Origin of the sequence: Fulvivirga ulvae (assembly GCF_021389975.1) — a bacterium.
Lineage (GTDB): Bacteria > Bacteroidota > Bacteroidia > Cytophagales > Cyclobacteriaceae > Fulvivirga > Fulvivirga ulvae.
The window spans coordinates 941564-968398 of record NZ_CP089981.1 but is presented as its reverse complement, the minus strand read 5'-3'; the positions used below and the strand labels follow the sequence as shown (position 1 = coordinate 968398).

Sequence of the window (26835 nt, the reverse complement as noted above, 5' to 3'; positions counted from 1 at the left end):
CTTTCTTTTTATACTTCCGGATAATCCCATTTATTGTTGTAAAAATATGCTGCAATAAAGCTGATCCCGGAAGATTATGATTTGATTATCTGTCCGGTTGCAGCCAGGCGCTTTGTGAGAAAATTGAATCTCCAGAACATAACAACGGCTACTATCGATAAGCCGATTAAAAGGCCATACCATACACCCTCAGCACCCATTTCCATTTTGAAGCCAAGGTAATATCCCAAAGGAAGCGCCAGCACCCAATAAGCAATGAAGGTAAGAGCAGTAGGTATTTTTACATCAGCAAGCCCGCGCAATGCACCCAGACTTACTACCTGCACACCATCTGAGATCTGGAAGAAACCTGCAATGATCAGCAGGGTGGAAGCTGTTTGTATTACATCAGCATCGTCAATGTACAACGAAGGAAGAAAGTATCTTCCGGTTATAAATACAGTAGCACAAGCAGCCATAAATACCACCACCATACCGTAGATGGTAAATGCTGCTGCACGCAGCGACGGAATATCTTTTTGCCCCAACTGGTTGCCTACCCGAACCGTAGCAGCAGCAGAGAGCCCGGAAGCCATCATATAGCTGATCGCAGCCAGGTTAATAGCAATTTGGTGGGCAGCAAGGGCTTCCGTACCGATCCAGCCGATCATGATCACAGCAAACCCGAATGCACCTACTTCAAATATAAACTGGAACCCCGCGGGCAGCCCCAGGCTTAGCAACTTTCTTAACATCATTTTGCTGTACCTGCCAATGGCAAACCCCGGACGATAAGGCTTGAAGTTGTGCCCCATATAGATGTAAACAGCGATCCAGATGGCGAGGATGATCCGGGCAATGAATGATGCCCACCCGGCACCATTTAAGCCCATGGGTTCCATGCCGAGTTTTCCATATATGAAAATATAGTTGAGCACAACATTGATCAGGTTTGATCCGATAACAATGATCATAGCCTGCTTGGTATAAGAGAGACCCTCTGCAAACTGCCTGAAAGTCTGAAAAAGCATAAGCGGGATCATAGACAAAGTGACGATGTTGAGGTAAGGTAAAGCCATGTCCACAACATCCTGAGGCTGATTTAGGTAGTAAAGTCCGCGACTCCCAAGCGAAATTATTATAAACAGTATGATACCGGTAATGGTATTGATCAGCAGGGCATGTTTTAATAACTCACCTGATTTTTTCTTGTCGTTGGCACCATCTGCAGCAGCTACCAGAGGGGTTACAGCATAAGACACACCTATACCAAACATCAGTAAAAGATGAAAAATAACATTGGCCAGTGAAGCTCCTGCCAAGGGTAAGGCACCCAACTGCCCTACCATTACACTATCCGCTACATTGACCATCATATGGCCCAGCTGGCTGAGCATAACCGGATATGCCAGGAAGAAATTCTTTTTGAGATGTTCTATGTAGTTTTGTTTCGTCATGGTATTGCCTTTGGCATGGTTGAGCACTTGCTCTTTAAAAAGTACCACCTGCCGTCTCCTAAAATAAGATCAGGTAAAAGATACTACTAACAGGTTTTGGCTGATTGTATAATTACTTTTGAGGCAATACAAATCACCTCCGGGAATTAAAAGGTTTACGAAGGCAAGTGTCTTTTGTTTGGAAAAATCAGTAACCTTTCATTCTGGCAACCTTCAATATACCTGCAACACTCATGCTATCGGTTATTTCCTGGTCCATCACCATGCGTAATACCTCTTTAAACGGAAGTTTTTTCAAGACAAGATCAGATTCGGATTCTTCCAGCTCCCGTTCTCCCGGAGTAAGATCAGTGGCCAGGTAAATCAGGCCTTCCTCATCTGTTACCGAATTTGAAGTATGAAATTTCATGATCATTTCCCAGTTGGCGGCTGCTAAGCCCGTTTCCTCTTTCAGCTCCCTTTGTGCAGCCACTATGGGGTCTTCATGCATAGGCCCCCCACCTTCGGGTATTTCCCATGAGTATTCATCCAAAGTATATCTGTACTGACCCACGATCCAGGTATTGCCTTCGTCATCAAGAGGTATTATACCGATGGCCTTATTCTTGAAATGTACCTTGCCATAGATGCCCCGGCCACCACCGGGATTTATGATCTGATGCTCTTCTACATTGATCCAGGGATTATCATACTTCTCTTCTGTGGACAGCGTCTGCCAGGGATTTTTGATTTCTTCCATGCTGCAAAACTATTAAATCCGAAGGTTGTATTCAGGTAGTGCTTGTTTTAATTTTCATAATGACAACTTTTACTCAGTGAGGTAATTACCGATTGTACTTGAGTAATTAAAAAGGAAAGTTATTTTTGTGTTTATGCTCCTTTCATTTTTTTCAGATAGTAAATTAGAAGCAGGGTGTGATGAAGCGGGACGAGGCTGTCTGGCAGGGCCTGTTGTAGCCGCAGCAGTTATTTTGCCGAGGGATTATAAGCACCCTGAATTAAATGATTCCAAACAGTTGCCTCGAAAAAAGCGCGATGCCATAAGGCTGGAAATAGAAAAGGAAGCTATTTGCTGGGCTGTATCTTTTGTGGATAACCATGAGATCGACAAGGTAAATATTCTCAATGCCTCATACCTGGCCATGAACCGTGCGGTTGATCAGTTAAAAAGTATTCCGGAACTGCTGCTCATAGATGGCAACCGGTATAAAGCTCATAACGAGATTCCGTTTGAATGTATTATCAAAGGAGATGGCAAGTACTACTCAATAGCTGCCGCCTCAATATTGGCCAAAACTTACCGCGACGAGTATATGTGTGAGCTAGCCAAGCAACATCCTGAATATCAATGGCAGAGTAATATGGGGTACCCTACAGTGGCACACCGCGAAGCCATAAAACTTCATGGGATTACTGATTTCCACAGGAGGTCGTTCAGGCAGCTACCGGAGCAACTGGAATTGTTTGAACTTTAATCAGGGAGGATCGATTCTTTTTTATGACTGATATAAGCATATGTGTCTGATATTATTTGCTTACAAAACGCATCCCGGGTATAAGCTCGTGGTTGCAGCTAACCGTGATGAATTTTATAGTCGTCCTACGGAACCCGCCGAGTTTTGGGAAGATAATCCTTCAATATTGGCAGGTAGAGACCTGACTGCCGGAGGTACCTGGATGGGGATAAATAAACGAGGCAAGATAAGTATGCTCACTAATTACCGCGATCTGAAGAATATCAGACAAAATGCTCCTTCGCGGGGGCATTTGGTATCCGATTTTCTGGAAAATGATGAAACCGCCGATAAGTATCTTCACCAGGTCTCTGAGAAAGGCAACTTGTACAATGGTTTTAACCTGGTATGCGGGACCGTCGATGAACTTTATTATTATGGTAATTACAGGGCAGGGGTTCACCCTGTTACAAGTGGATATCATGGATTGAGCAATGCTTTGCTAAATACCCAATGGCCTAAAGTAGACAAAGGACTAAATAAACTGAGGGCGATTCTAAAATCAGAGAGGATTGATCCTGAACAGTTATTTGATGCACTTTATGACGATATCAAAGCTCCTGATCATTTATTACCGGATACAGGCGTGGGCCTCGAAAGGGAAAGCATGCTGTCTCCCATGTTTATCAAAAGCGCGAATTACGGATCTCGGTGCTCGACTGTACTGTTGGTGGATCATGACAATCGTGTGCAATACCTGGAGCGCACTTATAACATTCCGGAGTTTACCTTTACTGACAGGGTTTTTGAGATGAAATTGTAGCAGAGTTCATTTACCAGCCTCTTCTCCGGGTTTGTTCCTGTAGCACGACAAAGGCAGCCTTATCCTGCCCGTCATAAGTTCTCAGGCCGAGTGTCCTTAAAAACTCTATGAATTTATCTTCTGTAAGTCCATATGGCCCTGCCAGTTGTTTGGCCCCGTCTGGCGAAGCATCGTGCAGCCGTACCCAGTTTACCAAAGGTATTTCAGCTGCATAAGTGTCCCAGGCTTTGAAAAACCGGCAAACAAACTGAGCCTGCACCTGTTCGGAGCTGGAGTTGGCACTGGCAGAAGGGTAGCCTACCTCCTGTAGGTATATAGGAGTGTTTTTATAAATTGATACAAGTGTGGCGAGGTCAGTAGCAGGTACTTCAGGGGCTTCTACTTCAAAGGCTGTATTTATGGGATAATATGTTACGCCAAGTACATCGACTACGGCAGCCAGAGCAGTAAAAACACCGGCATCACTTAATGAGCCATGGGTTAAGCCTTCATGAGTTGCCGTAAAACCTATCTTAAGGCCGGGGTAATTTACATCTGCATGATTGTTGAGCTCCGAAAGGAAAGCACCGTAATCACTCCAAAAGTCAGGATGTTCATTGCTTGCATCATAACCGTCAATTTCGTTGCCAAGCTGCAATGAGGTTAACCTTTTGTAATCGATCCTGGTAAACACGAAATCTATTAATGCTTTAAACCTTGCTATAAGATCAGGGTCATTGAACCTTGTGGTTTCCAGGTCTTCAGGTACCGTCTTGCCAGTCAGGTCGATGGGGCGAATGGTCAGAGAAAGCATCAGGTCATTAGCTTCTATAAAGTCATTAAATAGTGCCAGGGCATCTGAGGGGTCTTCGTAAGTCATAGGTTGTGGTTCAAGGGCAGTCCATTGCAGGTGGACAGCGATGAAGTCAATGCCTGCTTTCTGTGCGAGTGCAAGGTTGTTAGAGAAGTCGCTTGAAGGGGTCTCATCGAGCAGGTCCATGCCTATTAAACGATTTCCCTTTGGCGAAGCCATGTCAGTACATGCTGTTACTTGAGTATCTTCGTCGTCATCTGATGAGCAACCAATAACTAAAAAAGAAAATAAAAGGATATAAATTAATTTCTGCATGGCAAGTGTGTAATAATGCGATGTTTAAAATTATAAAGAAACGGTGCATTTATAAATTCAGGTAATTGCATTTTATTATTTCTTTTCTTAATTTTAAGACCAACCGGTCGGTTTTAGTTATGGAGTTAAAAGAAATATCAACGCGGGAAAGAATAATACAGCAATCTGCAGAGCTGTTTAATACCTATGGATATCATGGCTGCTCACTTAGCCATATCATGGAGGCCACAAAACTGAAGAAGGGTGGTATTTATAACCATTTTAGAAATAAAGATGAAATAGCAGTTGAGGCTTTCAACTATAATTATGGCCGTGTACTGAAAAGGTTTAGGGAAAGACTTGATAAGGACAAAAGCTCATTTGACAAGCTCAACTCTGTAATAGATGTATTTGTGTCTTTGATTGAAGATCCGATGGTGAAAGGTGGTGGTTGTCCGATATTTAACACTGCTATGGACTCTACCAACACTCATCCGGAATTAAAGGAAAAAGCCAGAGAGGGAATTAAGGGACTGACTAAATATGTAAAGATCAAACTGGCTGAGGGAATTGATGCCGGAGAATTCAGGCCCGACATCGATATTAACGTAGTGGCCACACTTTTGATCGCAACGTTGGAGGGGGCTATAATCATGTCCAGGGTAAATGATGATTATGCATGCATCGAGCTGGCTTCCGGTTACCTCAAAAATTATATACGAGAAAAAATTCTGATATCAGGTCAGGAACAGGTATTGGCTATGAACCAACACATGCATTGGACGCCTGCACAAGCTACGCTTTGGGGCTTTTTAAAAGAAAAACAACTGGCAGGGCGGGACTTCCGCATCAATTATACTATTGGAGATAACACTCTGGACTTTTATTGTGCAGAAGAGAGACTGGCTGTAAAGCTTATGGATGCCAGACAAATGCATACGGGTGTTGACGGTGATGATTTAATTCATCTCGGGATCAGGTTGTTGAGTTTTACCGAGATTGAGGTTTTTAAGAATACTGAAGTAGTACTTGATGAGATCAGGACTTGTTTTATGCACCCATAATCTTCTTTAAATAAAAAAATTTATCAACAAACAGACCGAACGGTCTTAAAAATATGAAAAAATATACAACCCAATTTGAAGTAAAATGGTCTGATGTAGATCCTAACATGCACATGAGACATACAGTATACCTTGATTATGCAGATCAGACACGGATAAGATTTTTTAATGATAATGGTGTGCCATTTAACAGGCTACAGCAGTTAGGCATCGGCCCGATAATATTTGGTACGCAGTCTGATTTTAGGAGAGAGGTTATCCTGGCTGAAAAAGTAACTTTTGATTGTCATTTGATTGAGCTTTCTCCGGATGGCAGAAAGTGGGTGATCAAGCATTATGTATATAAAGAAGACGGTGCTGTTGCGGCTGAACTGATATATAGAGGTGCATGGTTAGACCTCAAGGCCAGAAAAGTTGTAGCTCCACCAGAGGAGATTGCTGCTGTAATGAGCAAAATGGAACGTACCGAACTGAAGGCGACCATCAACAGTTAAAGCTGGCCAGCCTCATATCACTACTCAACACTAAAATCTCACTACAAAAAAACGCCCCTATGAAAAAGAAAATAAAAACTCCGATTGCTTTAAGAGTCGTTGGCTGGCTATTTCCGAAAGTGGAAAAGATATCACCGTGGCTGGCCAAGAGATGGTTTGTGCGCATATTCTTCACTCCTGTAAGGTACAAGATGCCTTATGGCGAAGTAGAGATGATCCGGAAGGCGAGTACCTACAAGATCAGCTATGAAGGTAAGCAGGTTCAGGTGTATGAGTGGGGGAAAGGAACGCCCGTACTGTTTGTGCACGGCTGGATGGGACGCGGAACTCAGTTCAGGAAATTTGTTGATGAGTTTAATGTAGCTGGTTATCAGGTCGTTGCTTTCGATGCCACTGGCCATGGTAAATCTGATGGTAAAAGGTCGCATCTGATGGAGTTTGCAGGGATAATCAAAGCTTTACATGCCAGGTACGGAAGTTTTAAAATGATTGTAGGGCACTCTTTAGGAGGAGTGGCCTCTATGATGGCCATACATGATGGTATTCCTACCGACAGATTAATTATGATCAGTACACCAACACTTGCCCATAAAATAGTTGATGAGTTTATGAACAGATTAGGCGCATCAGGCAGGTGCAAAGATTATTTTGATGCATATGTGGTCAAAAAATTTGGCAAGCCTTTCGAACAATTTACAGCCACATATATAGCTCAGAAACTGAGGAAGATAGACCTGATGCTCATTTATGACAGGGATGACAGAGAAGTTGACCTGGAAAACCCTGAGGCCCTTTTAGACGTTTATTCTGATGCACGTTTAGTTACTACAAGTGGGCTTGGACATACCAGAATACTGAAAGATGAAGAAGTAGTTAAAACATGCCTACAGTTTCTTGAACAATCAGAACTTGAGCCGGCTACATGAAGAGTTTTCCGATCACCTACAATGAGCCTGTTATTGAGCAGGTACTGGAGCATTATACAGAACACCTGGGAGACGATTTCCAAAAATACAGAAATCATGTCTACAGAGTGTTTCACTATGCACTATACATTGTCAGGAAGTCGGAGCATATGAATTCACGGATAAGAGGGCAGATTGCCTATGCAGCTGCCTTTCATGCTATCGGGATATGGACGGATAAGACGTTTGATTACCTGAAGCCATCTATTTTTGCCATGCAGGAGTACCTTCAAAACTATCCCGATTCCAAAATCATAGCCGGTATGATATTCTGGCATCACAAAAGATCGGCTTATGTTGGCAAACACCAGTTATTAATAGAGAGCTTCCGGCGTGCAGACTGGATTGATGTGACCAAAGGCATCAAAACTTTTGGTGTACCCAGAGACCTGATGGAAGAAGTTACTGACGTTTTTCCATATCATAATTTCCATATGACATTAATGAAGAAGTCATTTCAGCATATTCTCAAACATCCGTTTACTCCCTTTCCTATGTTTAAAAGCTAATGGAGCGAAGGTACGGGGCCTCGTTCCTGCTTCTACGATTTTTTTACCTGTACTTAGGCTTGTACTGACCAAATGTCAGGGTTTGTTGAGTGGCCGGATTAATGTTTTCAGGAATATATACCGGGTAATTCTAAAACAACCTCTCTGTTTATTTCACTTAATCCCCTCATTGACCGTTTAAGTAATAATAATATCTTAAAGAACACCGCCTTGCGTAATTAGCGGTTGATATCATTATTTCCTATTTTTGACAAGACCACCAGTAGCGCAATGACAAAGATTATAGAAACCCACGAAATTTCGAAAATTTATCGAATGGGTAATCAGACGGTAGAGGCATTAAAATCAATCTCCATTGAAATTAACAAGGGAGAGTATGTGGCCTTTATGGGACCTTCCGGCTCAGGAAAATCTACGCTGATGAATATTATAGGCTGTCTGGATACGCCCACCAGCGGCAGTTATATACTTAACAACAACAATGTAAGTGACCTGACGGAAAATGAACTGGCTGAGATACGTAATAAAGAAATCGGATTCGTATTCCAGACATTTAACCTTTTGCCCCGGGCAAGTTCGCTGGAGAATGTGGCATTACCATTGGTCTATGCGGGCTACGGCCGGTACGATCGCGAAGATATGGCTATGGAAGCGCTGAATAATGTGGGGCTTGGTGATCGTGCAGATCATAAGCCTAATGAGCTTTCAGGCGGACAGCGACAACGGGTGGCTATAGCAAGGGCACTGGTAAATAGCCCGAGCATAATTCTGGCCGATGAACCCACGGGTAATCTTGATTCCAAAACATCCTATGATATCATGGATCTGTTCCAGCAGCTTCATGATCGTGGGAATACTATCATAATGGTAACTCATGAAGATGATATCGCTCATTATGCCCATAGGATTATCAGGCTGCGCGACGGTCTGGTGGAAACTGACGAAATCAACCCAAATGTGGTACGTCAGGAAGTGCGACAGTAAGTAATAAAATGGATGAAGGTATATACAAAAACAGGAGATAAAGGTACAACGGCATTATTCGGAGGTGCAAGAGTGTCAAAGTCACACGAAAGGATTGATGCCTATGGTACTATTGACGAACTAAATTCATATATTGGACTAGTAAGAGACCAGGAGGTCAATGAGAAGAGGAAGGACGTTCTTGTAGAAGTACAGGACAGGCTTTTCACTGTCGGTTCTATACTGGCTACAGAGCCCGGAAATACCAAAGTAAAGGTGCCGGAACTACAATATGCAGATATTGAGTCATTGGAAAGAGAGATTGACAAAATGGAAGAAGAACTACCTCCCATGAAGAATTTTGTGCTTCCCGGCGGACATGTTTCGGTTTCTTTTTGCCATGTAGCAAGGTGCGTTTGCCGCAGAGCAGAGCGCCTGGTGGTAGGCCTGAATGATCATGAGCCTGTGCATACTACTGTTATACAGTACCTCAACAGGCTTTCAGACTATCTTTTTGTACTTTCGAGGAAGATGTCAAAAGAACTGAACGCTGAGGAGACACCCTGGAAGCCAAGAATGTAAGCGGATATTGCGTTTTGAACTTGTAAAGATTTTACTACTTTTGCGAAAGCCTAACGAGTGTTAGTTACATAACAATACAATTATGATTGCCACAGAAAATATGGACATTAGAAAGATTGCCCAATCTAAAATCGGCCAGGTTGATTTTCAGAATATCCAGTTTGGAAAAACTTATTCAGATCACCAGTTTATGGCTGACTATGTAGATGGGCAATGGAAAAATTTCAAGGTCGAGCCTTATGAGCCGTTGAAAATCAGTCCCGCCAGCCCCGCGCTGCATTATGGGATTTCCATTTTTGAAGGATTGAAAGCTTATAAACATGATAACGGTGACGTATTTGTCTTTAGGCCTGATAAAAATATTGAAAGACTAAACAAGTCGGCTATCCGGATGTGCATGCCAGAGTTGCCTGAAAATATTTATTTTGATGCGCTGAATACATTATTAGACATTGACAGGGCCTGGGTGCCCGAAGTGGACGGCACCTCACTTTATATCCGTCCGTTTGTGTTTTCAAATGATGATTACATTGGAATCCGTCCTTCGCAAAACTTTAAGTTTATGATCATTACTTGCCCTGTGGGAGCATATTATGCCAAGCCGGTGAAGGTGAAGATTGAAAATCACTTTGTGAGGGCAGTTGAAGGTGGTAGCGGCTTCTGCAAGACAGGCTGTAACTACGGACCGGCCATATACCCGGCAAGGCTTGCCCAGGAAAAGGGTTATGACCAACTGGTGTGGACTGATGGTAAAGAGCATAAATACATTGAAGAGTCAGGCACTATGAATGTAATGTTCGTAATCGATGGCAAACTGATCACTCCTGCATTGGGCGATACCATTCTGGCGGGTATCACCAGGGACAGCGTACTTACACTGGCTCGTGACTGGGGCTATGAAGTGGAAGAAAGAAAAGTAGAAGTAGCTGAAGTGATAGCTGCGGCTAAAGAGGGGAGACTTCAGGAGGCTTTCGGTGCAGGTACGGCCGCTACTATAGCACACATTGAGCTTATTGGCTATGATGGTACAGACTACCAGCTGCCACCTGTTGAAAAGAGGGAGTTCTCAAACAAAGTTTTGAAAGCCCTTGATGATATAAAACTCGGTAAAGCAGAAGATAAATTTAACTGGCTGCATAAGATATAACTGGCTTGAAATTATAGAAAAGGCTGTTCTTTTGGGGCAGCCTTTTCTTATTTAATCCCGTCAGCTCTTAGCTTATTCTGCCTTCTGAAGGTAAACCTGTAGAGGGCGATGGTAAAAATGCCCTAGCTCAGTTATAGAAAAGACGTCCTCATAAGTGATGTACCCTGGTTTATTAATGCGGAGCCTGTATTGATTGTAGGCCCTTGAAAAGGTCACAAGGTTATTTTTTGCATACAGGTCGCGTTCCTTTATAAGTTCATAATGTGGTTCCTGCCAGTCTCGGGCGTATATTTCCAGGTCCGCGTTGGACAGAATGAACCTGTCATAATCGCCTCTGGTCAAAACGGCTATATAACCATGTACTATGTCAATTTCATTTAGCCCGAAAGAGGCATAACCAAAGTCTTTAGGATCACTACTCAAATCGATCGGAATCACCTCAGGTTTTACTTCGGTGATGTCATCTTTTGATACGGTAAATTCTACCGGCAGGGGATCTTCAACAAGGTAAGAAATATTCCTGTCCTCCCGTGGCGTTGCATAGACAAAATTGCGGGCGCTATCCATGATGGCATAGTTCGTAATGGTATAGTTACCTTCCTTTAACAAGAGAGGCTTAGTAATATAATGGGAGCCAAATTTGTGCAATTGTGCCGTATGCCATGCATACACCGCTTTACCGGTTTCATCTTTGATGGTAAGGTAAACGTACCTGATATTCTCTGTTTCTGAGGAGCCTGACCTTCCCACATCTGACCCTGAATTGACTACGGCGAAGCTAAACTGTACTTCCTGTTCCTTTAGCAGGTTTTCCTCTTCCTGGCACGAACTCAATAACATTGACAATAGGCAGTTTATGCCTACAACATAAAAGAATTTTAAATTTTTCATAAAGTTTAGATTATAGTTGAAAGGTTTATTCAGATCAACATGGAGGAGCAGGTGAGTGTTTTGAAAGAATGACATTGGAGCAAAACCCGAGATAATACTCATTTGCAAAAGGCACTGTTATCGCAATTATCAATAGTGCCGTTTAGTTGTGAGCGGCATTTGTGATGCATTAAGGAATGTGTAGATTTACTTTTTAAACTTCAAAAGCTTTTTTAAATGAGCGATGTAATTGATGAGAATTATCTGCCTGAAAGTACCATGCCTGAGGAAAGGTATTTGCAGGCATATTTTGGGAAACAGGCGAATTACTATATTGAGAGGTATAAAGCATATCTGAGTGGCAACAAATTTACCTTTAACATAGCGCCCTTTTTTATAGGTTTTATCTGGTTTTTCTACAGGAAGTTGTGGGTTGAAGGGGCGGTGATTTTTTTCATCATCATCGCTTCAGGCTTTCTAGAAGGGTTGATTTATGAGCGTTTTTCGGTAGGTGAGTCAGCTCAAACAATAGTTTTTTATGTATCATCGTTTGTATTTGGTATGTTATGGGCGTTTGCGGGTAATTACTTCTATTTGAAGAGGGCTGAGAAATCTATTCATGAAATTTTGTCGGCCACCAGCGATGAGGATAAACGTCTGGAATTGCTCGCAACGAAAGGCGGGGTTTCTTTGATACCCTTTATTATTATCCTGGTGCTTATTATTATTGCTTTGTTGATGTAGTTTTCATTTTATGCAATTGAAGCTTAGATGAGTCTCAAGCCATTTTTACTTTTTTTAATTGCATTTGTTTTACCCTCAGTAATTCTTGCTCAGGATAAGTTGCTCATAAGCAGGCCTGGCAGGCCGGTCACCTATGAGTTTCATGAGGGTGAAATGTTACGTTTCCGGCTCAAAGGTGAAAAATATTGGAATAAGGCCTATATTCAAGGTTTATACCCCGATCGCATTCGCTTTCATTATAATACAATTTTACTTGATGAAATCGAATATATAGATGTTCGTGACAGGGCTAAAGGAAGGTTTCTACATACCTTCTCATGGATTGGGACGCGCGGAGGAGCAGGTTTTGCTGTCATAGCCCAAATAAATAAAACGATTGTTCATGATGAACCCGGGCTCGAAGTAAAAGCTGTCAGTATCGGTGCAGCTATTGTAGCCGGAGGTATTCTTCTTTCATTATTGAAAAAACGAAAAGTAAGGCTCGGAAGGAAATACCGGATCAGGATAAGTGAGTTTTAACTTATTGTATATCACTCTTTACTATCGACTTTGTTAAAAGCTTCTAAAGTCGCGATTTTTCATTTAGCTTTGTGCCCTATCATTTATATAAATATTTTGACATGACCACAGACGAGTTGAAAGACTTGAAGGCTCGAGTAGAAGCCTTGAGGAGGTATCTTTGACTACGATAAGAAAGTAGAAGAAGTAAAAGAAGAAGAGCTGGTAACAGCCCAACCAGGTTTCTGGGATGATCCCAACGAAGCTGAAAAAGTACTTAAAGAGATCAGGAGCAAAAAAATGTGGACAGACAGCTTTGCAGAAGTAAAGCAACTGCTCGACGACCTGGACACCCTGAACGAATTTTATGAAGCCGACGAGGTAGCTGAGGAAGAGATGAACAGCGAGTATGAGAAAACCCTGAAAGCTGTAGAAGACCTCGAATTTAAGAAGATGCTGAGTGGTGAAGAAGACCAGCTCGGCGCCATGTTGGAGATTAATCCGGGTGCCGGTGGAACAGAAAGCCAGGACTGGGCTGACATTCTTAACCGGATGTACATCATGTGGGGCGAGTCCCATGGCTATAATGTGAAGCAGGTCAACTACCAGCCCGGGGATACAGCCGGTATAAAATCCGCCACCCTTGAGTTTGATGGCGAGTTTGCTTACGGCAACCTGAAAGCTGAAATAGGCGTACACCGTTTGGTACGAATCTCTCCGTTTGATTCGGGAGGCAGACGCCATACTTCATTTGCTTCTGTGTATGTATATCCCATCGTGGACGATGAGATCGAAATTGAGATCAACCCTGCCGATATTGAGTTTCATACATCAAGGTCTGGCGGTGCCGGTGGACAGAACGTAAACAAGGTGGAAACCAAGGTGCAGATAACGCATAAGCCTACGGGTATAGTTATTGTCTGCCAGGTGGAACGTTCGCAGTTGGCCAACCGGGAGCGAGCCATGAAGATGCTGAAATCGCGCTTGTACCAGATGGAGATAGAAAAGCGAAATGCTGAGCGTGATAAAATTGAAAGTTCAAAGATGAAGATCGATTTCGGTTCTCAGATCAGGAATTATGTACTTCATCCTTACAAGCTGATCAAAGATGCCCGTACAGGTGTGGAAAGAACAGATGTGCAGAACGTACTGGATGGAGACCTTGACGATTACATCAAAGCATTTTTGCTCGGACAGCAGAAGGAAAAGGCCAGGTAATATTCAATATCTTTGAAAGAACGCTCCAAGTTATTTGGGGCGTTTTTTTTATGTATTCACGATAGTGGGCAAACATTTTAAAGTCCCAGATGAAATCTTACTTCAACCAAAAGCAGATAGCGAAATAAGGTTATACTGAACTCCCCTGGATGTTTACTGAGTTCAGTTGCCCACGGAGGCAGTTTAAATAATAAATGATTTAGAAATCAGATTATTACCCTCTAATCCTGATTTTTAGGTTAGTTTTGCGGGCATCATGCAGGCACAAGCAGTTAACTCCCCAAAAGAACGCACCTATACCTTACAGTTCTGGCTTTTATGTGCCAGTTCCTATTTATTTTTTGCCAGTTTTAACATGATCATTCCGGAACTTCCGGATTATCTGACCAGCCTTGGCGGAGAGGATTACAAGGGATTGATCATATCCTTATTTACCCTTACTGCATTAATTTCCAGGCCATTTAGTGGGAAACTCACCGACAGGATAGGAAGGATACCTGTTATGATCATCGGAGCTGCTGTCTGTTTTGTCATCGGCTTTATTTATCCTATGATCACCACGGTTGCCGGCTTTTTTGCTTTGCGCTTTATACATGGGTTTTCTACGGGCTTTAAACCTACAGGCACTGTAGCTTATGTTGCGGATATTGTACCTTATCAGAGACGTGGTGAAGCACTGGGTATCTCAGGGGTATTTGGTACCATAGGTATGGCAAGTGGCCCTGCAATCGGGAGCCAGATTAAGCTATGGTACTCTATGGATGTAATGTTCTATACCTCCTCAGCACTGGCCATACTTTCCATTCTGGTACTCATAGGCATGAAGGAAACGCTGGCCAAGCCTGAGAAATTCAGGTTAGAGCACCTGAAAATAAACCGCAATGAAATTTATGATCCAAGTGTTATAGCCCCGTCCATTGTTATGTTCTTTACAGTATTTTCCTTCGGTATGGTGTTGACCGTTGTACCAGATCTAAGCAAACATCTGGGCATGGAAAACAAAGGAGTGTTTTTCACGGTTTTCACAGTATCATCCCTGTTGGTACGTATTTTGGCGGGCAAGGCATCAGACAGATATGGCCGTGAACGGGTGTTGCTGGTTGCTACCCTACTCTATGCTGCCGGAATGTTTGTAGTCGGTATCGCAGGCAGTGTTTTTATGTTGCTTACCGGTGCAGTACTCTTTGGCCTGGGCACAGGAATGAACTCTCCTACCATATTTGCCTGGACTGCGGACCTTTGTAAAGACGAGAACAGGGGGAAGGCTATGGCCACCGTTTTCATTGCCCTTGAGTTTGGCATTATGATGGGTGCACTGCTTTCGGGATGGATCTATGCCAATAAAGCAGAAAACTTTATGATCACCTTTTGGACCGGTGGCTTTTTTGCAATTATTGCGTTTCTGTTTCTAATGATTAAATTGGTGAGAAAACAGCAAACAACTAATTAAAGTGAGAAAAATTATCCTGATCCTGTTTGTCATAGTTGCTGCGATAAACCTTACTTCCCAAATTATTGAAAATGCCGATCTGGCATTCTATTCCAAGCCATTTTTGATGCCGCTTTTGATGATATATTTTGCGGTATCCAGCACTGAGAAGAGTTCACTACTTAATTTCGGGCTATTGGCCCTGTTATTTTCATGGATAGGAGATGTGGTATTGATGTTCCAGGATCGAGGTGAACTCTATTTTATGATGGGGCTGGGGTCTTTTCTTGTAGCTCATCTGGTCTATATTTATACCTACAAAAAGGCACGGTGGAAAAATGAGGAAAATAGTTTGCTCCCGACCCAAAGGATACGCTATGTATTTATTCTGGTTCTGGCCGGTTGCGGCCTGGTATATGTTTTGTTGCCCAAGCTTGGGGATTTGATGGTTCCTGTTATTATTTATGCCAGTGTGATTGTTGCTATGGCTATTTTTGCGCTTAACCGTTTTGGGTATACCTCTCAGTCTAGCTTCGGTTTTGTATTTTTCGGAGCCGTTCTGTTCATGATGTCAGACTCCATCCTTGCTATTAATAAATTTATGGAGCCGCTGCCCATTGCTGGGTTTTGGATTATGCTTACATATATCCTTGCGCAGTTTACCATAGTAAGGGGATTGTTATTACATAAAAAGAGGGTGCCGACCTTCTAGCACCCTCTCCACACTCTGAGTTATTGACCTGAAAAATTAGATTTTTCTTACTTTACCACTCCCTGATGAATGGCTGTTGATATTTGAAGGGCTTCCTTTGTAATAAACGCTACCACTTCCACTGATCGAAGCGTCAATAGATTTTTCAGCAAACACTTTACAGCTTCCTGAGCCTGATATTTTTATTTTATATGAATCTGACTTCAAATCTTCGGCACCTAAACTACCTGAACCGCTTATTGAGAGATCCACATACCTGGCGGTGCCTTCGAGGGAAATTTCACCCGACCCTGAAATGGAAAGATCCAGGTCGCTTACCGTAGCATTTAAATTGACACTGCCTGAGCCACTTACGCTGATTTCCATATCTCCGGCCTTTATTGTGTTTTTTCCATATATTTTACCGGAGCCGGAGATATTGATTTCTTCAATTTCGGGTATAGTAATATATACTTCCAGATCGCCGTCGTCAGACCAGCTAAACCATCCTGAGCTTTCTTTTTTTATGATCAGACGCCCACCACGCACTTCGGTTTCTATCTTTTCCAGCACTTCTTTTGATCCTTTCAGTTCTACTTTCTGATTAGAGCCTTGTGTCAGGTAGACTTTCCCTGCGGTGCTGAAAGATAATTGATTGAACGATGATAACTCCCGTATTTCAGATTGCTGAGCAAATAATGAAATGCATGAAAATGAGAGCAGAAGAAGTAACGTAGTTTTTGCCTGTGTCATTGCTATTAGATTTTTAGCTAAAGACCCACATTGCAGGGCCGGGTTGCATGAATTAGACTCAAATTTTAAAGCGAGGTTACAAGTACGTGAAAAAATATCTTATTTTGCGCCCCCAAACTTTAGAGTATGCTGGATATTTTACTTTGTGTCTTAATGAATGTGGGCATATTTATTTGCTTCAGGTTATTTTCTACATTTAAGATGGATACCTTTCAGGCTATTGTTTTTAACTATGTGGCGTGTGTTATTACCGGGGCAGTTTTCATGGGAGATAGTTCAGTGCTTGAAAGTATTACTATTGACGAGCCCTGGGTTCTCATTGCTATGGTACTTGGAGGTGTTTTTATAGGCACATTTTATTTGATGGCCATTACTACCCAAAAATTTAGTATGACGGTTTCATCTATCTCGGCAAAAATGTCGCTTATCATACCCGTACTTTTCAGTATTTTATTACTCGATATTCAGTCGAGGCCTTACACCTGGCTAAATTATGCTGGTATGGCGCTTGCACTGGCTGCAATTTTTATGAGCTCGTACAAGGAGAAAAAGATTGAGGCACATAAGTTAAGGGGCTTTGATTTATTTCTGCCGCTTTTGGTATTTATTTTTGGAGGCATTATAGACTCTTCGATTAACTATACCAGTTATTATTTTCTTACTGATCGGGAATCTGCTGTTTTCCCGATGTTTGTATTTGTGTCTGCGGGAGTTATTGGACTTTTCTTATTAATTAGTAATAGAAGGAAATTATCATTAATAAGTGTTGCTGGAGGTGCTGTACTGGGTGTGGTCAATTATTTTTCAATTTACTTTCTTATTACTTCACTTTCAGCATTCAGTAATGACGGGGCTATTGTATATCCCTTAATCAATGTGGGGATTATTGTTTTAGCGGCAGGATTATCAGTAGCGTTTTTTAAAGAAAGATTCTCCAGGCTTAACCAGGTAGGTTTGGTTTTGGCCGTTTTGGCCATTATTTTCATATCATACCAGGAAATATTAGCTCTGATATGAACATTAAAGCAGAAAGCTACCTTACTATTGCGGTACCTTCGGAAGGGCTTTACAAAGAGAAGGGGAGCAAATTTCTTGCGTTCGCCTACCCGGTAGCCTCTGAGGAAGATATAAAGGAGCGTTTGGACGAGCTTCGAAAAAGATATTATGATGCCCGGCATCACTGTTATGCCTATGTACTAGGTGCCGATAGAAACATTTACAGGGCTAATGATGACGGTGAGCCCAATCACTCTGCCGGAGATCCTATATTAGGGCAAATCAACTCTAAAAAACTAACTGATACACTGGTGGTTGTGGTGCGATATTTCGGAGGTACCAAATTAGGAGTAAGCGGATTGATCAATGCCTACAAAGTATCTGCGGAAGAAGCCCTCAATAGTGCACAAATCAAAAAAGTGGATATTACACGTACCATCAGTCTTAGGTACACTTATGATGCGACTAATGAAGTGATGCGCCTCATCAACGATTTTGAAATAAAAATTACTGATCAGGTTTTCGGAGCTGATTGCCAGCTGACAGGAGAAGTTAAAGTGGGCATGAACGATCTGCTTGACGAAAAGATACAATTTCTCATAGATACTGGCCATGAATTGACCATGGAGTACCCTGAAGATTAAGGAGGATGCAAAACAGAATATCCTTATGGTTTAATTCAGGAGTATAGTTTTTGGTCGGTGTTACAGATTAATTCTCATCTCTTTTCAATCTTGTCAGTTCTTCCATTTGAAGCTTCATTTGTACTTGCTGTTCTTTTTCCCTGGTGATATCGTAGGCGAACTTAACAACTTTTACAGGCTGTTGGGCTTTGTTTCTAATGGGACTGTACATCCCCTTTATCCAAATAGTTTTACCATCCCTGGTTAATCTTTTGAATTCACCGTTAAAAGATTTTCCTTCTGAGAGTGTAGCCCAGAATTTAGCATATGCATCGGATTCGCTTTCCTCTTTGTCAACAAATATTCTATGGTGGCGATCGATTATCTCATCTTTATTGTAGCCGACAAGAGCCAGGAAGTTATTGTTGGCCTCCAGAATTTTCCCGGAGAGATCAAATTCAACTGTGGCAATTGTGGAGTTGATCACTCTTAGCTGTTCTGACATTTCACCTGAAATCCTCTGCATCTCTTCCTGCGTAGCCGTTATTTCCTCGAGGGTTTTCTTCATTTTAGCCTGCTGCTCTTTTTCACTGGTTATATCATAGGCGAACTTCACTACTTTTACAGGATTACCTGCATTGTCCAATATTGGGCTGTACATCCCTTTGATCCATACGGCATTACCTTTTTTTGTTACCCTGCTGAATTCACCATCAAAGGAATGACCTGAGGATAGTTCCTTCCAGAATTTTACGTAGGCCTCAGAATTGGCCTCTTCTGCGGCAACGAATATTTTGTGGTGCCGGCCAATGATCTCTTCTTTGCCGTAGCCCATCAAAGCCAGGAAGTTTTCATTAGCATCTCTAATTATTCCCGATAGATCGAACTCTATGGTGGCTATGGTAGCATTGATCACGCGGAGTTGTTCAGACATCTCTGCCGAAACCCGCTGCATCTCTTCCTGTGTAGCCTGCAGTTCTTCCATGTTTTGCCTCATTTCTTCTTCCTGGGCTTTTAGCTCTTCGGCTTGTTGCTGAGTAGATGCTAAAAGAGCCTTGGTGGTCACATTGATCCTTGCATTTGATATGGTGGAGGCAATACTCTCGGCCAGTTTTTCTACAAAATCAATTTCATGTTCTTCAAATATTTTAAATGATGCCAGTTCTGCCACTCCATATGTTTCATCGTTTACCTTCAAAGGTATTATAAGGATGCATTTGGGGAGAGCTTCTCCCAAACCAGATGTTATATTCACATAAGACTCAGGAATGTCCGTCATCAATATTTTCTCCCCTTCCAACCAGCACTGCCCGGTAAGCCCCTGCCCTGGATTTATCCTTTTGCTTATGAATTTTTTTCTGTTGTAGGCATAAGCCGCTTTGAGTTCAAGGTATCGGTCATTGTTCTCTTCCTCAACCACAAACAACCCGCCTTGGTTGGCGTTCAGGTATTTCACCAAGTTACGGATAATAATATCGGAAAGGGTTTGTAAATCATTTTCACTACGAAGTATTTCCCCGAATTTAGCCAATCCGGTATTCATCCAGTTGCGCTTTAGGTCCTCGTCGGCTGTGGACCGTAGCTTTTCCTGCATTTTAAAAAGCTTTTGAAACAGTGCATCATTTTCAGTGCTTAAATGAAGGTCTGCGGTGTAACTACCAGATGAAATGGTTTCGACAAATGTTGTCATTTTATCCACACGCATATTTTCCGCTTCAAGTTTTGAGGCGTATCGCCTTTTGACTTCTTCACTGCGTTTTAGTATGCGGAAGGTGAGTATACTCAATAAAAGAATAATAACAGCTGTAGAAATTATGGTATAGTGAACAGGTTGATCAAGGTATATAATTACCGATATAATTATACCAGAACCGGCAATGAGGATGGGGAGTAGAGGAATTTGTTTGTACATAAAGTTGTTTAAAATTTCATTTTTTAATTTAAACAAATAATTATGCCAAACTATTTTTTACTTAAAAAGTTTAATAAAATCATATTTATTCATTATTCGAGGTTCATTTTGAGATTATTTTCCAAATAAAGGAAATTTTCTCATTAATGCAGTGCGTCAATATTTAAAGTATCCTTTTCTCTCCAGTTCTCGGTACATTTCAATACAAACCCAGGCATCTGTTGCCGCATAGTTAATCTGTTTATCGCTCAGCTTTTCACTTTCCCAATTTGAAATCTGAGCGCTTTTTGAAATCCTGAATCCTAGGACAATTGCAGCCAGTTTTCTGAGCCCGTTGCTTTCTATTCCTATTTCTTTTACCAGCTTATTGAGCTCGACAAAGCCTCCCGGCGTAAACTCTCTCAATTTTCTTAAGTCTTTAATATCGTCACGCAGGGCAACTCCGATCTTTAATAGTTTCTTATTTGACAGAAATGCAATAAGGTCGTTGGTAAGGCCTGTAAGGTTAGTTCTGATCAGGAAAACCTCTTTTGAGGTAGCTATTTGTATCAGAGACACATGGTTATATTCTCCTTTTTTAAACGCAGGTTTTGTTTCAGTGTCAAAGCCAACAACTTTTTCTCTGCTTACTTTGCTCATGACTTCGGTTATCTGATCTTCCTGAGTGATAATATGAACCCTGCCTTCATATCGCTGAAGCTCAAGTTCATTTATTTCTTCACTGGATATCGTGGCCGGATACATGCTTTAAATTCGTTTTTCGGTTTGATCCACCTTACGGATCTTAATATTAGCGTAAGCAAACAGGATGGTCATAAAAGGACTCATGATATTGAAAAAGCAGAAAGGCAAATAAGCTATAGTCGCAACGCCCAGAACGGAGGATTGATAAGCACCGCAGGTATTCCATGGTATGAGTACCGAGGTAACAGTTCCTGAATCTTCCAGCGTTCGGCTCAGGTTTTCGGGTGCCAGGCCCCTGTCCTCATATTCCTGTCTGAACATTCTGCCAGGCACCACTATGGCTATGTACTGGTCAGAAGCTGTAAGGTTAAAAGTAATGCATGTGCCTGCTGTAGAGGCAACAAGTGAACCTGTTGAGTGAGCAAGTTTGATGATAGACTGTGCCAGTCTTTTTAACATGCCATTGCGCTCCATAATGCCACCAAATATCATGGCACAAACGATCAGCCATACTGTGGGAAGCATTCCTTCCATTCCGCTTGATGACAATAAGGTGTCCACCATTTTATCACCAGTTTCTACATTTACCGTTGTGAACATTGATTTCACTACGCCTTCATACGCTGATACAAAGTTGAATTCTTTGGCATCAGTGATGGATTGTACAATATGAGGTTGAAATATAAGAGCAAATATTGCTGCCAGCAACGTACCTATTAACAGCGCTGGTAAGGCTGGTACTTTTTTGATGATCAGAAATATTACAGCCGCCGGCACTACAAAAAGAAACAGGTTGATCTCGAATTTGGAGGATATGGCAGCCTGAACTTTGCTAACTGTACCCAGTGCTGTGTTACCCTCAATGTTGAAACCCCAGATCAGGAAAATGATCAGCGTGATGATTATGGAAGGGCCTGTAGTTAGGGCCATATACCTGATATGAGTAAAAAGGTCAGTTCCGGCCATTGCAGGAGCCAGATTAGTGGTGTCGGATAGCGGAGACATTTTATCACCAAAGTAAGCCCCTGATATTACCGCACCGGCAATAACACCCTGATGGATACCTAATGCCTGGCCAATGCCCATAAGTGCGATACCGATGGTGGCAGAGGTAGACCATGAGCTGCCCGTAGCTAATGAAACCACAGCACTCACTATGCATGCTGCAAAAAGGAAGATCGTAGGATTAAGGATTTCCAGCCCATAGTAGATCATAGCGGGCACCACACCACTGATCAGCCAGGTGCCGGCCAGGGAACCTATCATCAATAAGATCAAAATAGCACCCATGGCGGAACTTATGCTGCTTACTATACCGTCAAGTATTTCGTCCCATGAGTAGTTAAGTTTAAGGGAAAGCACACCGGCGAGAGCAGCAGCGAAGATAAGCGCCATTTGATTTGGACCGTAAGAAGCATCGCCTTCAAACACGTAAACATTCGATGCCAGAAGTATAATAAGGAAGAAAATTGGTATTAAAGAAAGAATTAAAGAAGGCTGCTTGTATGTTTTGTCCATGTGCAAGTTTTAGGTTAAAGCATCGAAGATAGAAAAAGATTTTGATTTAGTGCATTCAGATCATCATTTCCGCAAGTTTTTCGCCCATACGGCTACCAATAGCTACTCCCATTCCTCCAAGCCTTGCACCCAGATAAATGCGGTCGGAGTGCTTTTTCATTATGGGTTGCTTGTTTTGGCCGAAAGCCATAATGCCAGCCCAGAAATAATCTACTTCGTAAGGGGTGTCAGGCAAAATTATCTCATCGAGCTGGCGGAGCAGCTCACTTTTAATGTTCTCATTTATATCAAAACTCGTAGTGGTTTCAGTTTCATAATCCAGGTTACGGCCTCCGCCGAAAATCACCCTGTTGCCATAGTTACGAAAGTAGTAGTAACCTTTTTCGCAATGGAAAACACCCTTAAATTTCAGCCTGTCAACAGGTTTTGTCACCAGTACAATACCACGGCCCGGGTTAATGTCAATATCTTCAAAAAACTTTTTCGTAAAAGCATTGGTACAGATGGCTACCGAACCGGCCTTGAAGTTTACATGGCCGTAGGTTTGATCTGCTACAACAAGATCAACATCTTTGCCATTGTCTTCAATTTTGCTGACACTCGCGCCGGATAAAATCCTGATTTCGAGCTTTTGAGCCATGTTGATCAGGTTCCTCATCATTTTACCTGTATCGATCTGTCCTTCGTACCTGGAGTAAATTATCGATTTGACTACCTGTTGATCAAAACCAAAATCCCTGATAAGGGATTTGTTCTCTTCAAACGGCTTTTTATCAAACACGTCTTTTAGCAGGTCGTTGATGGCTTCTATTTCGTCGATACAGTAAAGTTCTTGCTCACGAATAAGCTCATAGCCACCATAGTTATGGTAATCAAGATTTTCATCGCCAAGGCGCTCCCTGAGTTTTACCAGGCCGAGGTACCGCTCCATGACCAGCTCAAGGGCCTGTTCCTTCCCAAGTACCTTAATATCTTCAAGCAGCTCAGTAATGCTTCCAAAGCAGGCAAAGCCTGCATTTTTGGTGCTTGCCCCAGTAGGCAGGAGGCCACTTTCAAAAACCACAACAGAGGCATCGGGCAGTTTCTCTTTAATAGAAATAGCTGTAGAAAGCCCAACTATGCCACTCCCTACAACGGCGTAATCATAAGCAGTGAAAGTCTGCTTTTCCCAAAAACTTAGCATTCAGGTATTGGTTTAAGCTCGATTTAATGACCCTCAAATATATGTAGTTAGACAATAAATTGAGGTGTTTTTTGATTTTATTAAGTTTGAGATTGGAATTGATGTGTAGTGCCCATTTATAGCTGATTTTATATTTTGATATCCTAATCGTCAACAGGCCGACAATCGGCTCAAACATTTGAAATTGATCTAAAGTATGCCTTTAGTACCTTGGGACAAGTTGAGTTGGAGAGAATTTTTTATAGTTTTCCTTACCGGAATGATAATCACTTTTATAATAAAGATAATATCGGTGCTTTTTAGTTAATCGCAGCAAACAATTCAGTTTAAATAATTAATGGGACTTTAATTATGAACAAAAATAATAAGTGAAATTATTATAAGGGGAAGGGATTTAGGTGTTTTATTCTTCATATAGGAATCATCAGAATGGGCTTGTTGGGTGGGTTTTCATGTTTATTGTTTTATTATTTGTACCAAATTAAGTTTGATTTTCAGCTGTTTGACTTCTATCAATTTGCTATGGGTTATCTTATGTGGTGGCCTTTGGCTATGTTAATTGGCATAGTCAGTGCTTACTTTTTGTGGATTGAGAATGTTGATAGTTAGAAATCATATAATGGCAATTTAAGTGACTGATAAAACAGCAAGATGAAATATTGACTGTGGATAAAAATTAATAAGTCCATTAGCAGGAGGTTTGATTTTCTTTGACATTATATTTAGAAGTAAAATGTTATATTGGCTCCCTTTGATTTTAATGTAAATATCCATGGATACTAAAAAAATAGTAGAGCGGGCTAAAACCTCTAAATTTTACATGTGGCTGCTGAATGTGGGACTAAACAGAATGATTCCGTTCAATAAACCTCATGGCTTTAAAATAGAAGAAATAAAGGATGATTATATAAAAACATCACTGCCTTACAAAAGGCGAAATTTTAATCATATCCGGGGTCTGCATGCATGTGCTCTGGCTACCTTATCAGAGTTTACTACCGGTTTTTTGATGGTATCCAGGCTAGATCCGAAGAAATACCGGATAATATTGAAAACCCTTGAAATGGATTATCACTACCAGGGTAAAATGAAAGCCTACGGCACTTTTAATTTAACTGAAGATTGGCTTAATGGTCAGATTTACAAGCCCTTGGAGACGAGTGAGGCGGTGGTGGTGATCTGCGAAATAAAAATCCATGATGAAGAGGGTAACCATCTTACAACTGGTAAGGTGCACTGGCAGGTGAAATCGTGGAGCAAAGTAAGAACAAAGGCCTGAAGCAATTTTTTATAAAAAATTGTTAAATTGGAAGGTGATCTGTTTACAGTCAGGGATAGGAACTGTAAACGGGCAAACCAGTGAATTGTAAACTGAAACGCTATGCGAAAAATAGACCAACTACTTAGTGAATACGGCGAGAGCCATCAGAATGCAACGAACAAAACCATACATTGGATCTGTGTACCATTGATCTTTTTTAGTATTGTGGCATTGATCTGGTCTATTCCACATGGCCCGCTTGAGCAGTTTCTGGGTAATGCCGGGAATCCGTATGTTAACTGGGCCACGGTAACGCTTGTAGTGGTACTGGCCTATTATATTACACTTTCCATACCTTTGGCAGTAGGTATGATGCTGTTTTCAGTGCTTTGTCTATTTATAGCAAAAAGCCTCGATCAGCTCAGTTTTGCCCCTTTATGGCTTATTGCCATTGTTATTTTTGTGCTGGCCTGGATCGGTCAGTTTTATGGGCATAAGGTCGAGGGAAAGAAGCCTTCCTTCTTTAAGGATGTTCAGTTTCTGATGATTGGCCCTGCCTGGTTAATGCATTTTATTTTTAAAAAAATAGGGATTAGTTATTAAGAAGAGGGAATTGCCGGGTATTATACAATTGCCCGAAACAGCAGCGAAGGGAGGCAAATTAAGTTTTATTGAAGGAGACAACATTCCTTTTTGGGTGAAAAGGGTTTTCTGGATTTATGACGTCAGGGCAGAAACTGAAAGGGGAGGTCATGCCCATATCAATGCCGATCAGGTGTTGATCTGCCTGCAAGGTCATGTTCATATCGACCTTGAGAGTACCCGGGGAGACCGTTACACTTTTGATTTGAATGATCCTTCCAAAGCACTATACTTTCCCCGGCGGCATTGGCTCAAGATGCAATGTGCTCAGGGTACCATATTGATGGTTTTGGCCTCCAACGAGTATAATGAACAAGGCTATATCAAGGATTACAAAAATTTCAAAGCCCTGGATCATGAGGCATGATACACTTGGTCTGAATGTTTATCAGGAGCAAGGTGCTTTTAATCCTCTAAGAGACAATTCGTTTTTTTTTCATACCCACGCTTTTGTGAGTTATAATCAATCTCTGCGTAGTTACTGCTGGACTCTTGAAACTAGTGAAGGGGAGGCGATCGGCAGGATTTGCTTTACCTGGCAAGGGAAAGTAGCTGTTAGCCTTAGCAGGAGTTCATTCGGTAGCTTTGAACTGGGAGAGAATGTTCAGGAAGGGCAGTTGTCATTTTTTGTGGACCAGTTGTTACACCAGCTTGAAACATTGGGCTTTAAGCAGGTTCGGATCGTTTCTTTTCCAGGTGCATACCATGTATCACATTTCAACATTATCAACAAGGTGCTATGCGAGTTTGGTTTTAAAGTTATAGAAAGGCACCCTAACCATTATCTTCCTGTAAGTAATCAGGTATTCACCAGTCTTGTAAACGCAGATGAAAGGAGGTATTTAAACAGAGCCAAAAAACTAGGCTTTAATTTCAGACAGCTTGATATACAGTTTCTACCCCAGGTGTATAAGTTGATTTACTCAAGCCGGCAGAAGAAAGGTTATACAGTGAGTATGCCCTATGAAGACCTTGAGCAAACTATTTTAACATTTCCTGATCGCTATCTTATTTTCGGGCTTTTTCAACAGAGTCAAATGATTGGCTCCTCCGTATGCGTCAAAGTAAATCAGGGTATACTGTACGATTTTTACCATGGAGATGACTTGAATTTTCGAAAACACAGTCCTGTTGTTCCCTTACTTGAAGGTATATACAATTATGCACTGAGAGAAAATTATAAGCTACTGGATCTGGGCACCTCCATAGAAGAGGGGGTTTATGCATTCAAAAAGAATTTGGGGGCCAAGGCATCAGAAAAGATAATTTTTGAACGAAGTATTTAATTG

At 41.7% G+C, this 26835-nt stretch carries 29 protein-coding genes; 20 read left to right on the top strand and 9 right to left on the bottom strand.

Features of this window, described 5'->3' with window-relative positions; genetic code table 11:
- Positions 1 to 74: 74 nt before the first annotated feature.
- Both LVD17_RS04180 and LVD17_RS04175 read right to left on the bottom strand, forming a co-directional pair.
- On the bottom strand, positions 75 to 1436 hold the full coding sequence (locus LVD17_RS04180; protein ID WP_233767926.1) for an MATE family efflux transporter: 1362 nt from the start codon (positions 1434 to 1436) through the stop codon (positions 75 to 77).
- Between the two features lie 187 nt (positions 1437 to 1623).
- Positions 1624 to 2175 carry an NUDIX domain-containing protein gene (locus LVD17_RS04175; protein WP_233764957.1) on the bottom strand — a complete coding sequence of 184 codons (552 nt, stop codon included), beginning with the start codon at positions 2173 to 2175 and terminating at the stop codon, positions 1624 to 1626.
- Positions 2176 to 2308: 133 nt separating this feature from the next.
- Here LVD17_RS04175 and rnhB point away from each other — a divergent pair, with 133 nt between their 5' ends.
- Together rnhB and LVD17_RS04165 are read left to right on the top strand one after the other, a co-directional pair.
- On the top strand, positions 2309 to 2911 hold the full coding sequence (rnhB, locus tag LVD17_RS04170) for a ribonuclease HII (protein ID WP_233764956.1): 603 nt from the start codon (positions 2309 to 2311) through the stop codon (positions 2909 to 2911).
- Between the two features lie 40 nt (positions 2912 to 2951).
- A complete protein-coding gene (locus LVD17_RS04165) occupies positions 2952 to 3713 on the top strand; it encodes an NRDE family protein (protein WP_233764955.1) in 762 nt (253 codons plus the stop codon).
- A gap of 10 nt (positions 3714 to 3723) precedes the next feature.
- Here LVD17_RS04165 and LVD17_RS04160 read toward each other — a convergent pair whose 3' ends face one another.
- Positions 3724 to 4821: a hypothetical protein gene (locus LVD17_RS04160; RefSeq protein WP_233764954.1), complete on the bottom strand. Its 1098-nt coding sequence runs from the start codon at positions 4819 to 4821 to the stop codon at positions 3724 to 3726.
- Between the two features lie 119 nt (positions 4822 to 4940).
- On the opposite strand from LVD17_RS04160, the gene LVD17_RS04155 reads away from it, so the two are divergent.
- From LVD17_RS04155 to LVD17_RS04125, 7 genes are all read left to right on the top strand, one after another.
- Positions 4941 to 5864 carry a TetR family transcriptional regulator C-terminal domain-containing protein gene (locus tag LVD17_RS04155; protein ID WP_233764953.1) on the top strand — a complete coding sequence of 308 codons (924 nt, stop codon included), beginning with the start codon at positions 4941 to 4943 and terminating at the stop codon, positions 5862 to 5864.
- A 53-nt stretch (positions 5865 to 5917) separates the two neighbouring features.
- A complete protein-coding gene (locus LVD17_RS04150) occupies positions 5918 to 6358 on the top strand; it encodes an acyl-CoA thioesterase (protein WP_233764952.1) in 441 nt (146 codons plus the stop codon).
- A 59-nt stretch (positions 6359 to 6417) separates the two neighbouring features.
- Complete coding sequence (locus LVD17_RS04145; protein WP_233764951.1) at positions 6418 to 7284, top strand: alpha/beta fold hydrolase; 867 nt, start codon at positions 6418 to 6420, stop codon at positions 7282 to 7284.
- Entirely contained in the window at positions 7281 to 7832 is a 552-nt protein-coding gene (locus tag LVD17_RS04140; RefSeq protein WP_233764950.1) for a hypothetical protein, read from the top strand. Before LVD17_RS04145 ends, LVD17_RS04140 begins: the two co-directional genes overlap by 4 nt.
- Before the next feature lie 270 nt (positions 7833 to 8102).
- Positions 8103 to 8816 carry an ABC transporter ATP-binding protein gene (locus LVD17_RS04135; protein ID WP_305039605.1) on the top strand — a complete coding sequence of 238 codons (714 nt, stop codon included), beginning with the start codon at positions 8103 to 8105 and terminating at the stop codon, positions 8814 to 8816.
- A 12-nt stretch (positions 8817 to 8828) separates the two neighbouring features.
- Entirely contained in the window at positions 8829 to 9377 is a 549-nt protein-coding gene (locus LVD17_RS04130) for a cob(I)yrinic acid a,c-diamide adenosyltransferase (protein ID WP_233764949.1), read from the top strand.
- 82 nt (positions 9378 to 9459) lie between these two features.
- The gene (locus tag LVD17_RS04125; protein WP_233764948.1) at positions 9460 to 10524 is read left to right on the top strand and encodes a branched-chain amino acid aminotransferase; all 1065 of its coding nucleotides are present in this window, start codon (positions 9460 to 9462) and stop codon (positions 10522 to 10524) included.
- A 72-nt stretch (positions 10525 to 10596) separates the two neighbouring features.
- Here LVD17_RS04125 and LVD17_RS04120 read toward each other — a convergent pair whose 3' ends face one another.
- Positions 10597 to 11415, bottom strand: a complete 819-nt coding sequence (locus tag LVD17_RS04120; RefSeq protein WP_233764947.1) for a hypothetical protein — start codon at positions 11413 to 11415, stop codon at positions 10597 to 10599.
- 216 nt (positions 11416 to 11631) lie between these two features.
- Between LVD17_RS04120 and LVD17_RS04115 the strand changes: the two genes are divergently transcribed.
- The 5 genes from LVD17_RS04115 (at position 11632) to LVD17_RS04095 (ending at position 15995) form a co-directional block, all read left to right on the top strand.
- Positions 11632 to 12138 (top strand): DUF2628 domain-containing protein, encoded by a 507-nt coding sequence (locus LVD17_RS04115; RefSeq protein WP_233764946.1) that lies wholly within the window; start codon positions 11632 to 11634, stop codon positions 12136 to 12138.
- A 27-nt stretch (positions 12139 to 12165) separates the two neighbouring features.
- Positions 12166 to 12657: a hypothetical protein gene (locus LVD17_RS04110; protein WP_233764945.1), complete on the top strand. Its 492-nt coding sequence runs from the start codon at positions 12166 to 12168 to the stop codon at positions 12655 to 12657.
- A gap of 101 nt (positions 12658 to 12758) precedes the next feature.
- Positions 12759 to 13854 (top strand): peptide chain release factor 2 gene (gene prfB, locus LVD17_RS04105; protein ID WP_233764944.1). Its coding sequence is split into 2 segments (ribosomal slippage): positions 12759 to 12818 and positions 12820 to 13854, totalling 1095 coding nucleotides; the frame shifts between segments, so codons are not numbered across the junction.
- A 256-nt stretch (positions 13855 to 14110) separates the two neighbouring features.
- A complete protein-coding gene (locus tag LVD17_RS04100) occupies positions 14111 to 15304 on the top strand; it encodes an MFS transporter (protein WP_233764942.1) in 1194 nt (397 codons plus the stop codon).
- 1 nt (position 15305) lies between these two features.
- Positions 15306 to 15995 (top strand): lysoplasmalogenase, encoded by a 690-nt coding sequence (locus tag LVD17_RS04095; RefSeq protein WP_233764940.1) that lies wholly within the window; start codon positions 15306 to 15308, stop codon positions 15993 to 15995.
- A 36-nt stretch (positions 15996 to 16031) separates the two neighbouring features.
- Here LVD17_RS04095 and LVD17_RS04090 read toward each other — a convergent pair whose 3' ends face one another.
- The gene (locus LVD17_RS04090; RefSeq protein ID WP_233764938.1) at positions 16032 to 16727 is read right to left on the bottom strand and encodes a head GIN domain-containing protein; all 696 of its coding nucleotides are present in this window, start codon (positions 16725 to 16727) and stop codon (positions 16032 to 16034) included.
- A 126-nt stretch (positions 16728 to 16853) separates the two neighbouring features.
- On the opposite strand from LVD17_RS04090, the gene LVD17_RS04085 reads away from it, so the two are divergent.
- Together LVD17_RS04085 and LVD17_RS04080 are read left to right on the top strand one after the other, a co-directional pair.
- The gene (locus LVD17_RS04085; protein WP_233764936.1) at positions 16854 to 17744 is read left to right on the top strand and encodes a hypothetical protein; all 891 of its coding nucleotides are present in this window, start codon (positions 16854 to 16856) and stop codon (positions 17742 to 17744) included.
- Positions 17741 to 18367: an IMPACT family protein gene (locus tag LVD17_RS04080; protein WP_233764934.1), complete on the top strand. Its 627-nt coding sequence runs from the start codon at positions 17741 to 17743 to the stop codon at positions 18365 to 18367. The genes LVD17_RS04085 and LVD17_RS04080 overlap by 4 nt, the downstream gene beginning before the upstream one ends.
- A gap of 67 nt (positions 18368 to 18434) precedes the next feature.
- Here the strand turns inward: LVD17_RS04080 and LVD17_RS04075 are convergent, their stop codons facing one another.
- From LVD17_RS04075 to LVD17_RS04060, 4 genes are all read right to left on the bottom strand, one after another.
- Positions 18435 to 20258 carry a PAS domain S-box protein gene (locus tag LVD17_RS04075; protein ID WP_233764932.1) on the bottom strand — a complete coding sequence of 608 codons (1824 nt, stop codon included), beginning with the start codon at positions 20256 to 20258 and terminating at the stop codon, positions 18435 to 18437.
- 156 nt (positions 20259 to 20414) lie between these two features.
- The gene (locus LVD17_RS04070) at positions 20415 to 21002 is read right to left on the bottom strand and encodes a 3'-5' exonuclease (protein WP_233764930.1); all 588 of its coding nucleotides are present in this window, start codon (positions 21000 to 21002) and stop codon (positions 20415 to 20417) included.
- Positions 21003 to 21005: 3 nt separating this feature from the next.
- Complete coding sequence (gene nhaC, locus LVD17_RS04065) at positions 21006 to 22460, bottom strand: Na+/H+ antiporter NhaC (RefSeq protein ID WP_233764929.1); 1455 nt, start codon at positions 22458 to 22460, stop codon at positions 21006 to 21008.
- Positions 22461 to 22515: 55 nt separating this feature from the next.
- On the bottom strand, positions 22516 to 23643 hold the full coding sequence (locus tag LVD17_RS04060) for an NAD(P)/FAD-dependent oxidoreductase (protein ID WP_233764928.1): 1128 nt from the start codon (positions 23641 to 23643) through the stop codon (positions 22516 to 22518).
- A 772-nt stretch (positions 23644 to 24415) separates the two neighbouring features.
- On the opposite strand from LVD17_RS04060, the gene LVD17_RS04055 reads away from it, so the two are divergent.
- The 4 genes from LVD17_RS04055 to LVD17_RS04040 all read left to right on the top strand — a co-directional run bounded on the left by LVD17_RS04055 (position 24416) and on the right by LVD17_RS04040 (position 26832).
- Positions 24416 to 24922: a DUF4442 domain-containing protein gene (locus LVD17_RS04055; RefSeq protein WP_233764927.1), complete on the top strand. Its 507-nt coding sequence runs from the start codon at positions 24416 to 24418 to the stop codon at positions 24920 to 24922.
- A gap of 102 nt (positions 24923 to 25024) precedes the next feature.
- Positions 25025 to 25507, top strand: coding sequence for an Mpo1 family 2-hydroxy fatty acid dioxygenase (locus tag LVD17_RS04050; RefSeq protein WP_233764926.1), 483 nt, complete (start codon positions 25025 to 25027; stop codon positions 25505 to 25507).
- 10 nt (positions 25508 to 25517) lie between these two features.
- On the top strand, positions 25518 to 25913 hold the full coding sequence (locus LVD17_RS04045; protein WP_233764925.1) for a sugar 3,4-ketoisomerase: 396 nt from the start codon (positions 25518 to 25520) through the stop codon (positions 25911 to 25913).
- Positions 25903 to 26832 carry a GNAT family N-acetyltransferase gene (locus tag LVD17_RS04040; RefSeq protein ID WP_233764924.1) on the top strand — a complete coding sequence of 310 codons (930 nt, stop codon included), beginning with the start codon at positions 25903 to 25905 and terminating at the stop codon, positions 26830 to 26832. Before LVD17_RS04045 ends, LVD17_RS04040 begins: the two co-directional genes overlap by 11 nt.
- The last annotated feature ends 3 nt before the right edge of the window (positions 26833 to 26835 follow it).

Bases quoted from the DNA above. Each gene is read 5' to 3' on its own strand.
- LVD17_RS04180 (WP_233767926.1), bottom strand. From the start codon at position 1,436: ATGACGAAACAAAACTACATAGAACATCTCAAAAAGAATTTCTTCCTG.
- LVD17_RS04175 (WP_233764957.1), bottom strand. From the start codon at position 2,175: ATGGAAGAAATCAAAAATCCCTGGCAGACGCTGTCCACAGAAGAGAAG.
- rnhB (WP_233764956.1), top strand. From the start codon at position 2,309: ATGCTCCTTTCATTTTTTTCAGATAGTAAATTAGAAGCAGGGTGTGAT.
- LVD17_RS04165 (WP_233764955.1), top strand. From the start codon at position 2,952: ATGTGTCTGATATTATTTGCTTACAAAACGCATCCCGGGTATAAGCTC.
- LVD17_RS04160 (WP_233764954.1), bottom strand. From the start codon at position 4,821: ATGCAGAAATTAATTTATATCCTTTTATTTTCTTTTTTAGTTATTGGT.
- LVD17_RS04155 (WP_233764953.1), top strand. From the start codon at position 4,941: ATGGAGTTAAAAGAAATATCAACGCGGGAAAGAATAATACAGCAATCT.
- LVD17_RS04150 (WP_233764952.1), top strand. From the start codon at position 5,918: ATGAAAAAATATACAACCCAATTTGAAGTAAAATGGTCTGATGTAGAT.
- LVD17_RS04145 (WP_233764951.1), top strand. From the start codon at position 6,418: ATGAAAAAGAAAATAAAAACTCCGATTGCTTTAAGAGTCGTTGGCTGG.
- LVD17_RS04140 (WP_233764950.1), top strand. From the start codon at position 7,281: ATGAAGAGTTTTCCGATCACCTACAATGAGCCTGTTATTGAGCAGGTA.
- LVD17_RS04135 (WP_305039605.1), top strand. From the start codon at position 8,103: ATGACAAAGATTATAGAAACCCACGAAATTTCGAAAATTTATCGAATG.
- LVD17_RS04130 (WP_233764949.1), top strand. From the start codon at position 8,829: ATGAAGGTATATACAAAAACAGGAGATAAAGGTACAACGGCATTATTC.
- LVD17_RS04125 (WP_233764948.1), top strand. From the start codon at position 9,460: ATGATTGCCACAGAAAATATGGACATTAGAAAGATTGCCCAATCTAAA.
- LVD17_RS04120 (WP_233764947.1), bottom strand. From the start codon at position 11,415: ATGAAAAATTTAAAATTCTTTTATGTTGTAGGCATAAACTGCCTATTG.
- LVD17_RS04115 (WP_233764946.1), top strand. From the start codon at position 11,632: ATGAGCGATGTAATTGATGAGAATTATCTGCCTGAAAGTACCATGCCT.
- LVD17_RS04110 (WP_233764945.1), top strand. From the start codon at position 12,166: ATGAGTCTCAAGCCATTTTTACTTTTTTTAATTGCATTTGTTTTACCC.
- LVD17_RS04100 (WP_233764942.1), top strand. From the start codon at position 14,111: ATGCAGGCACAAGCAGTTAACTCCCCAAAAGAACGCACCTATACCTTA.
- LVD17_RS04090 (WP_233764938.1), bottom strand. From the start codon at position 16,727: ATGACACAGGCAAAAACTACGTTACTTCTTCTGCTCTCATTTTCATGC.
- LVD17_RS04085 (WP_233764936.1), top strand. From the start codon at position 16,854: ATGCTGGATATTTTACTTTGTGTCTTAATGAATGTGGGCATATTTATT.
- LVD17_RS04080 (WP_233764934.1), top strand. From the start codon at position 17,741: ATGAACATTAAAGCAGAAAGCTACCTTACTATTGCGGTACCTTCGGAA.
- LVD17_RS04075 (WP_233764932.1), bottom strand. From the start codon at position 20,258: ATGTACAAACAAATTCCTCTACTCCCCATCCTCATTGCCGGTTCTGGT.
- LVD17_RS04070 (WP_233764930.1), bottom strand. From the start codon at position 21,002: ATGTATCCGGCCACGATATCCAGTGAAGAAATAAATGAACTTGAGCTT.
- nhaC (WP_233764929.1), bottom strand. From the start codon at position 22,460: ATGGACAAAACATACAAGCAGCCTTCTTTAATTCTTTCTTTAATACCA.
- LVD17_RS04060 (WP_233764928.1), bottom strand. From the start codon at position 23,643: ATGCTAAGTTTTTGGGAAAAGCAGACTTTCACTGCTTATGATTACGCC.
- LVD17_RS04055 (WP_233764927.1), top strand. From the start codon at position 24,416: ATGGATACTAAAAAAATAGTAGAGCGGGCTAAAACCTCTAAATTTTAC.
- LVD17_RS04050 (WP_233764926.1), top strand. From the start codon at position 25,025: ATGCGAAAAATAGACCAACTACTTAGTGAATACGGCGAGAGCCATCAG.
- LVD17_RS04040 (WP_233764924.1), top strand. From the start codon at position 25,903: ATGAGGCATGATACACTTGGTCTGAATGTTTATCAGGAGCAAGGTGCT.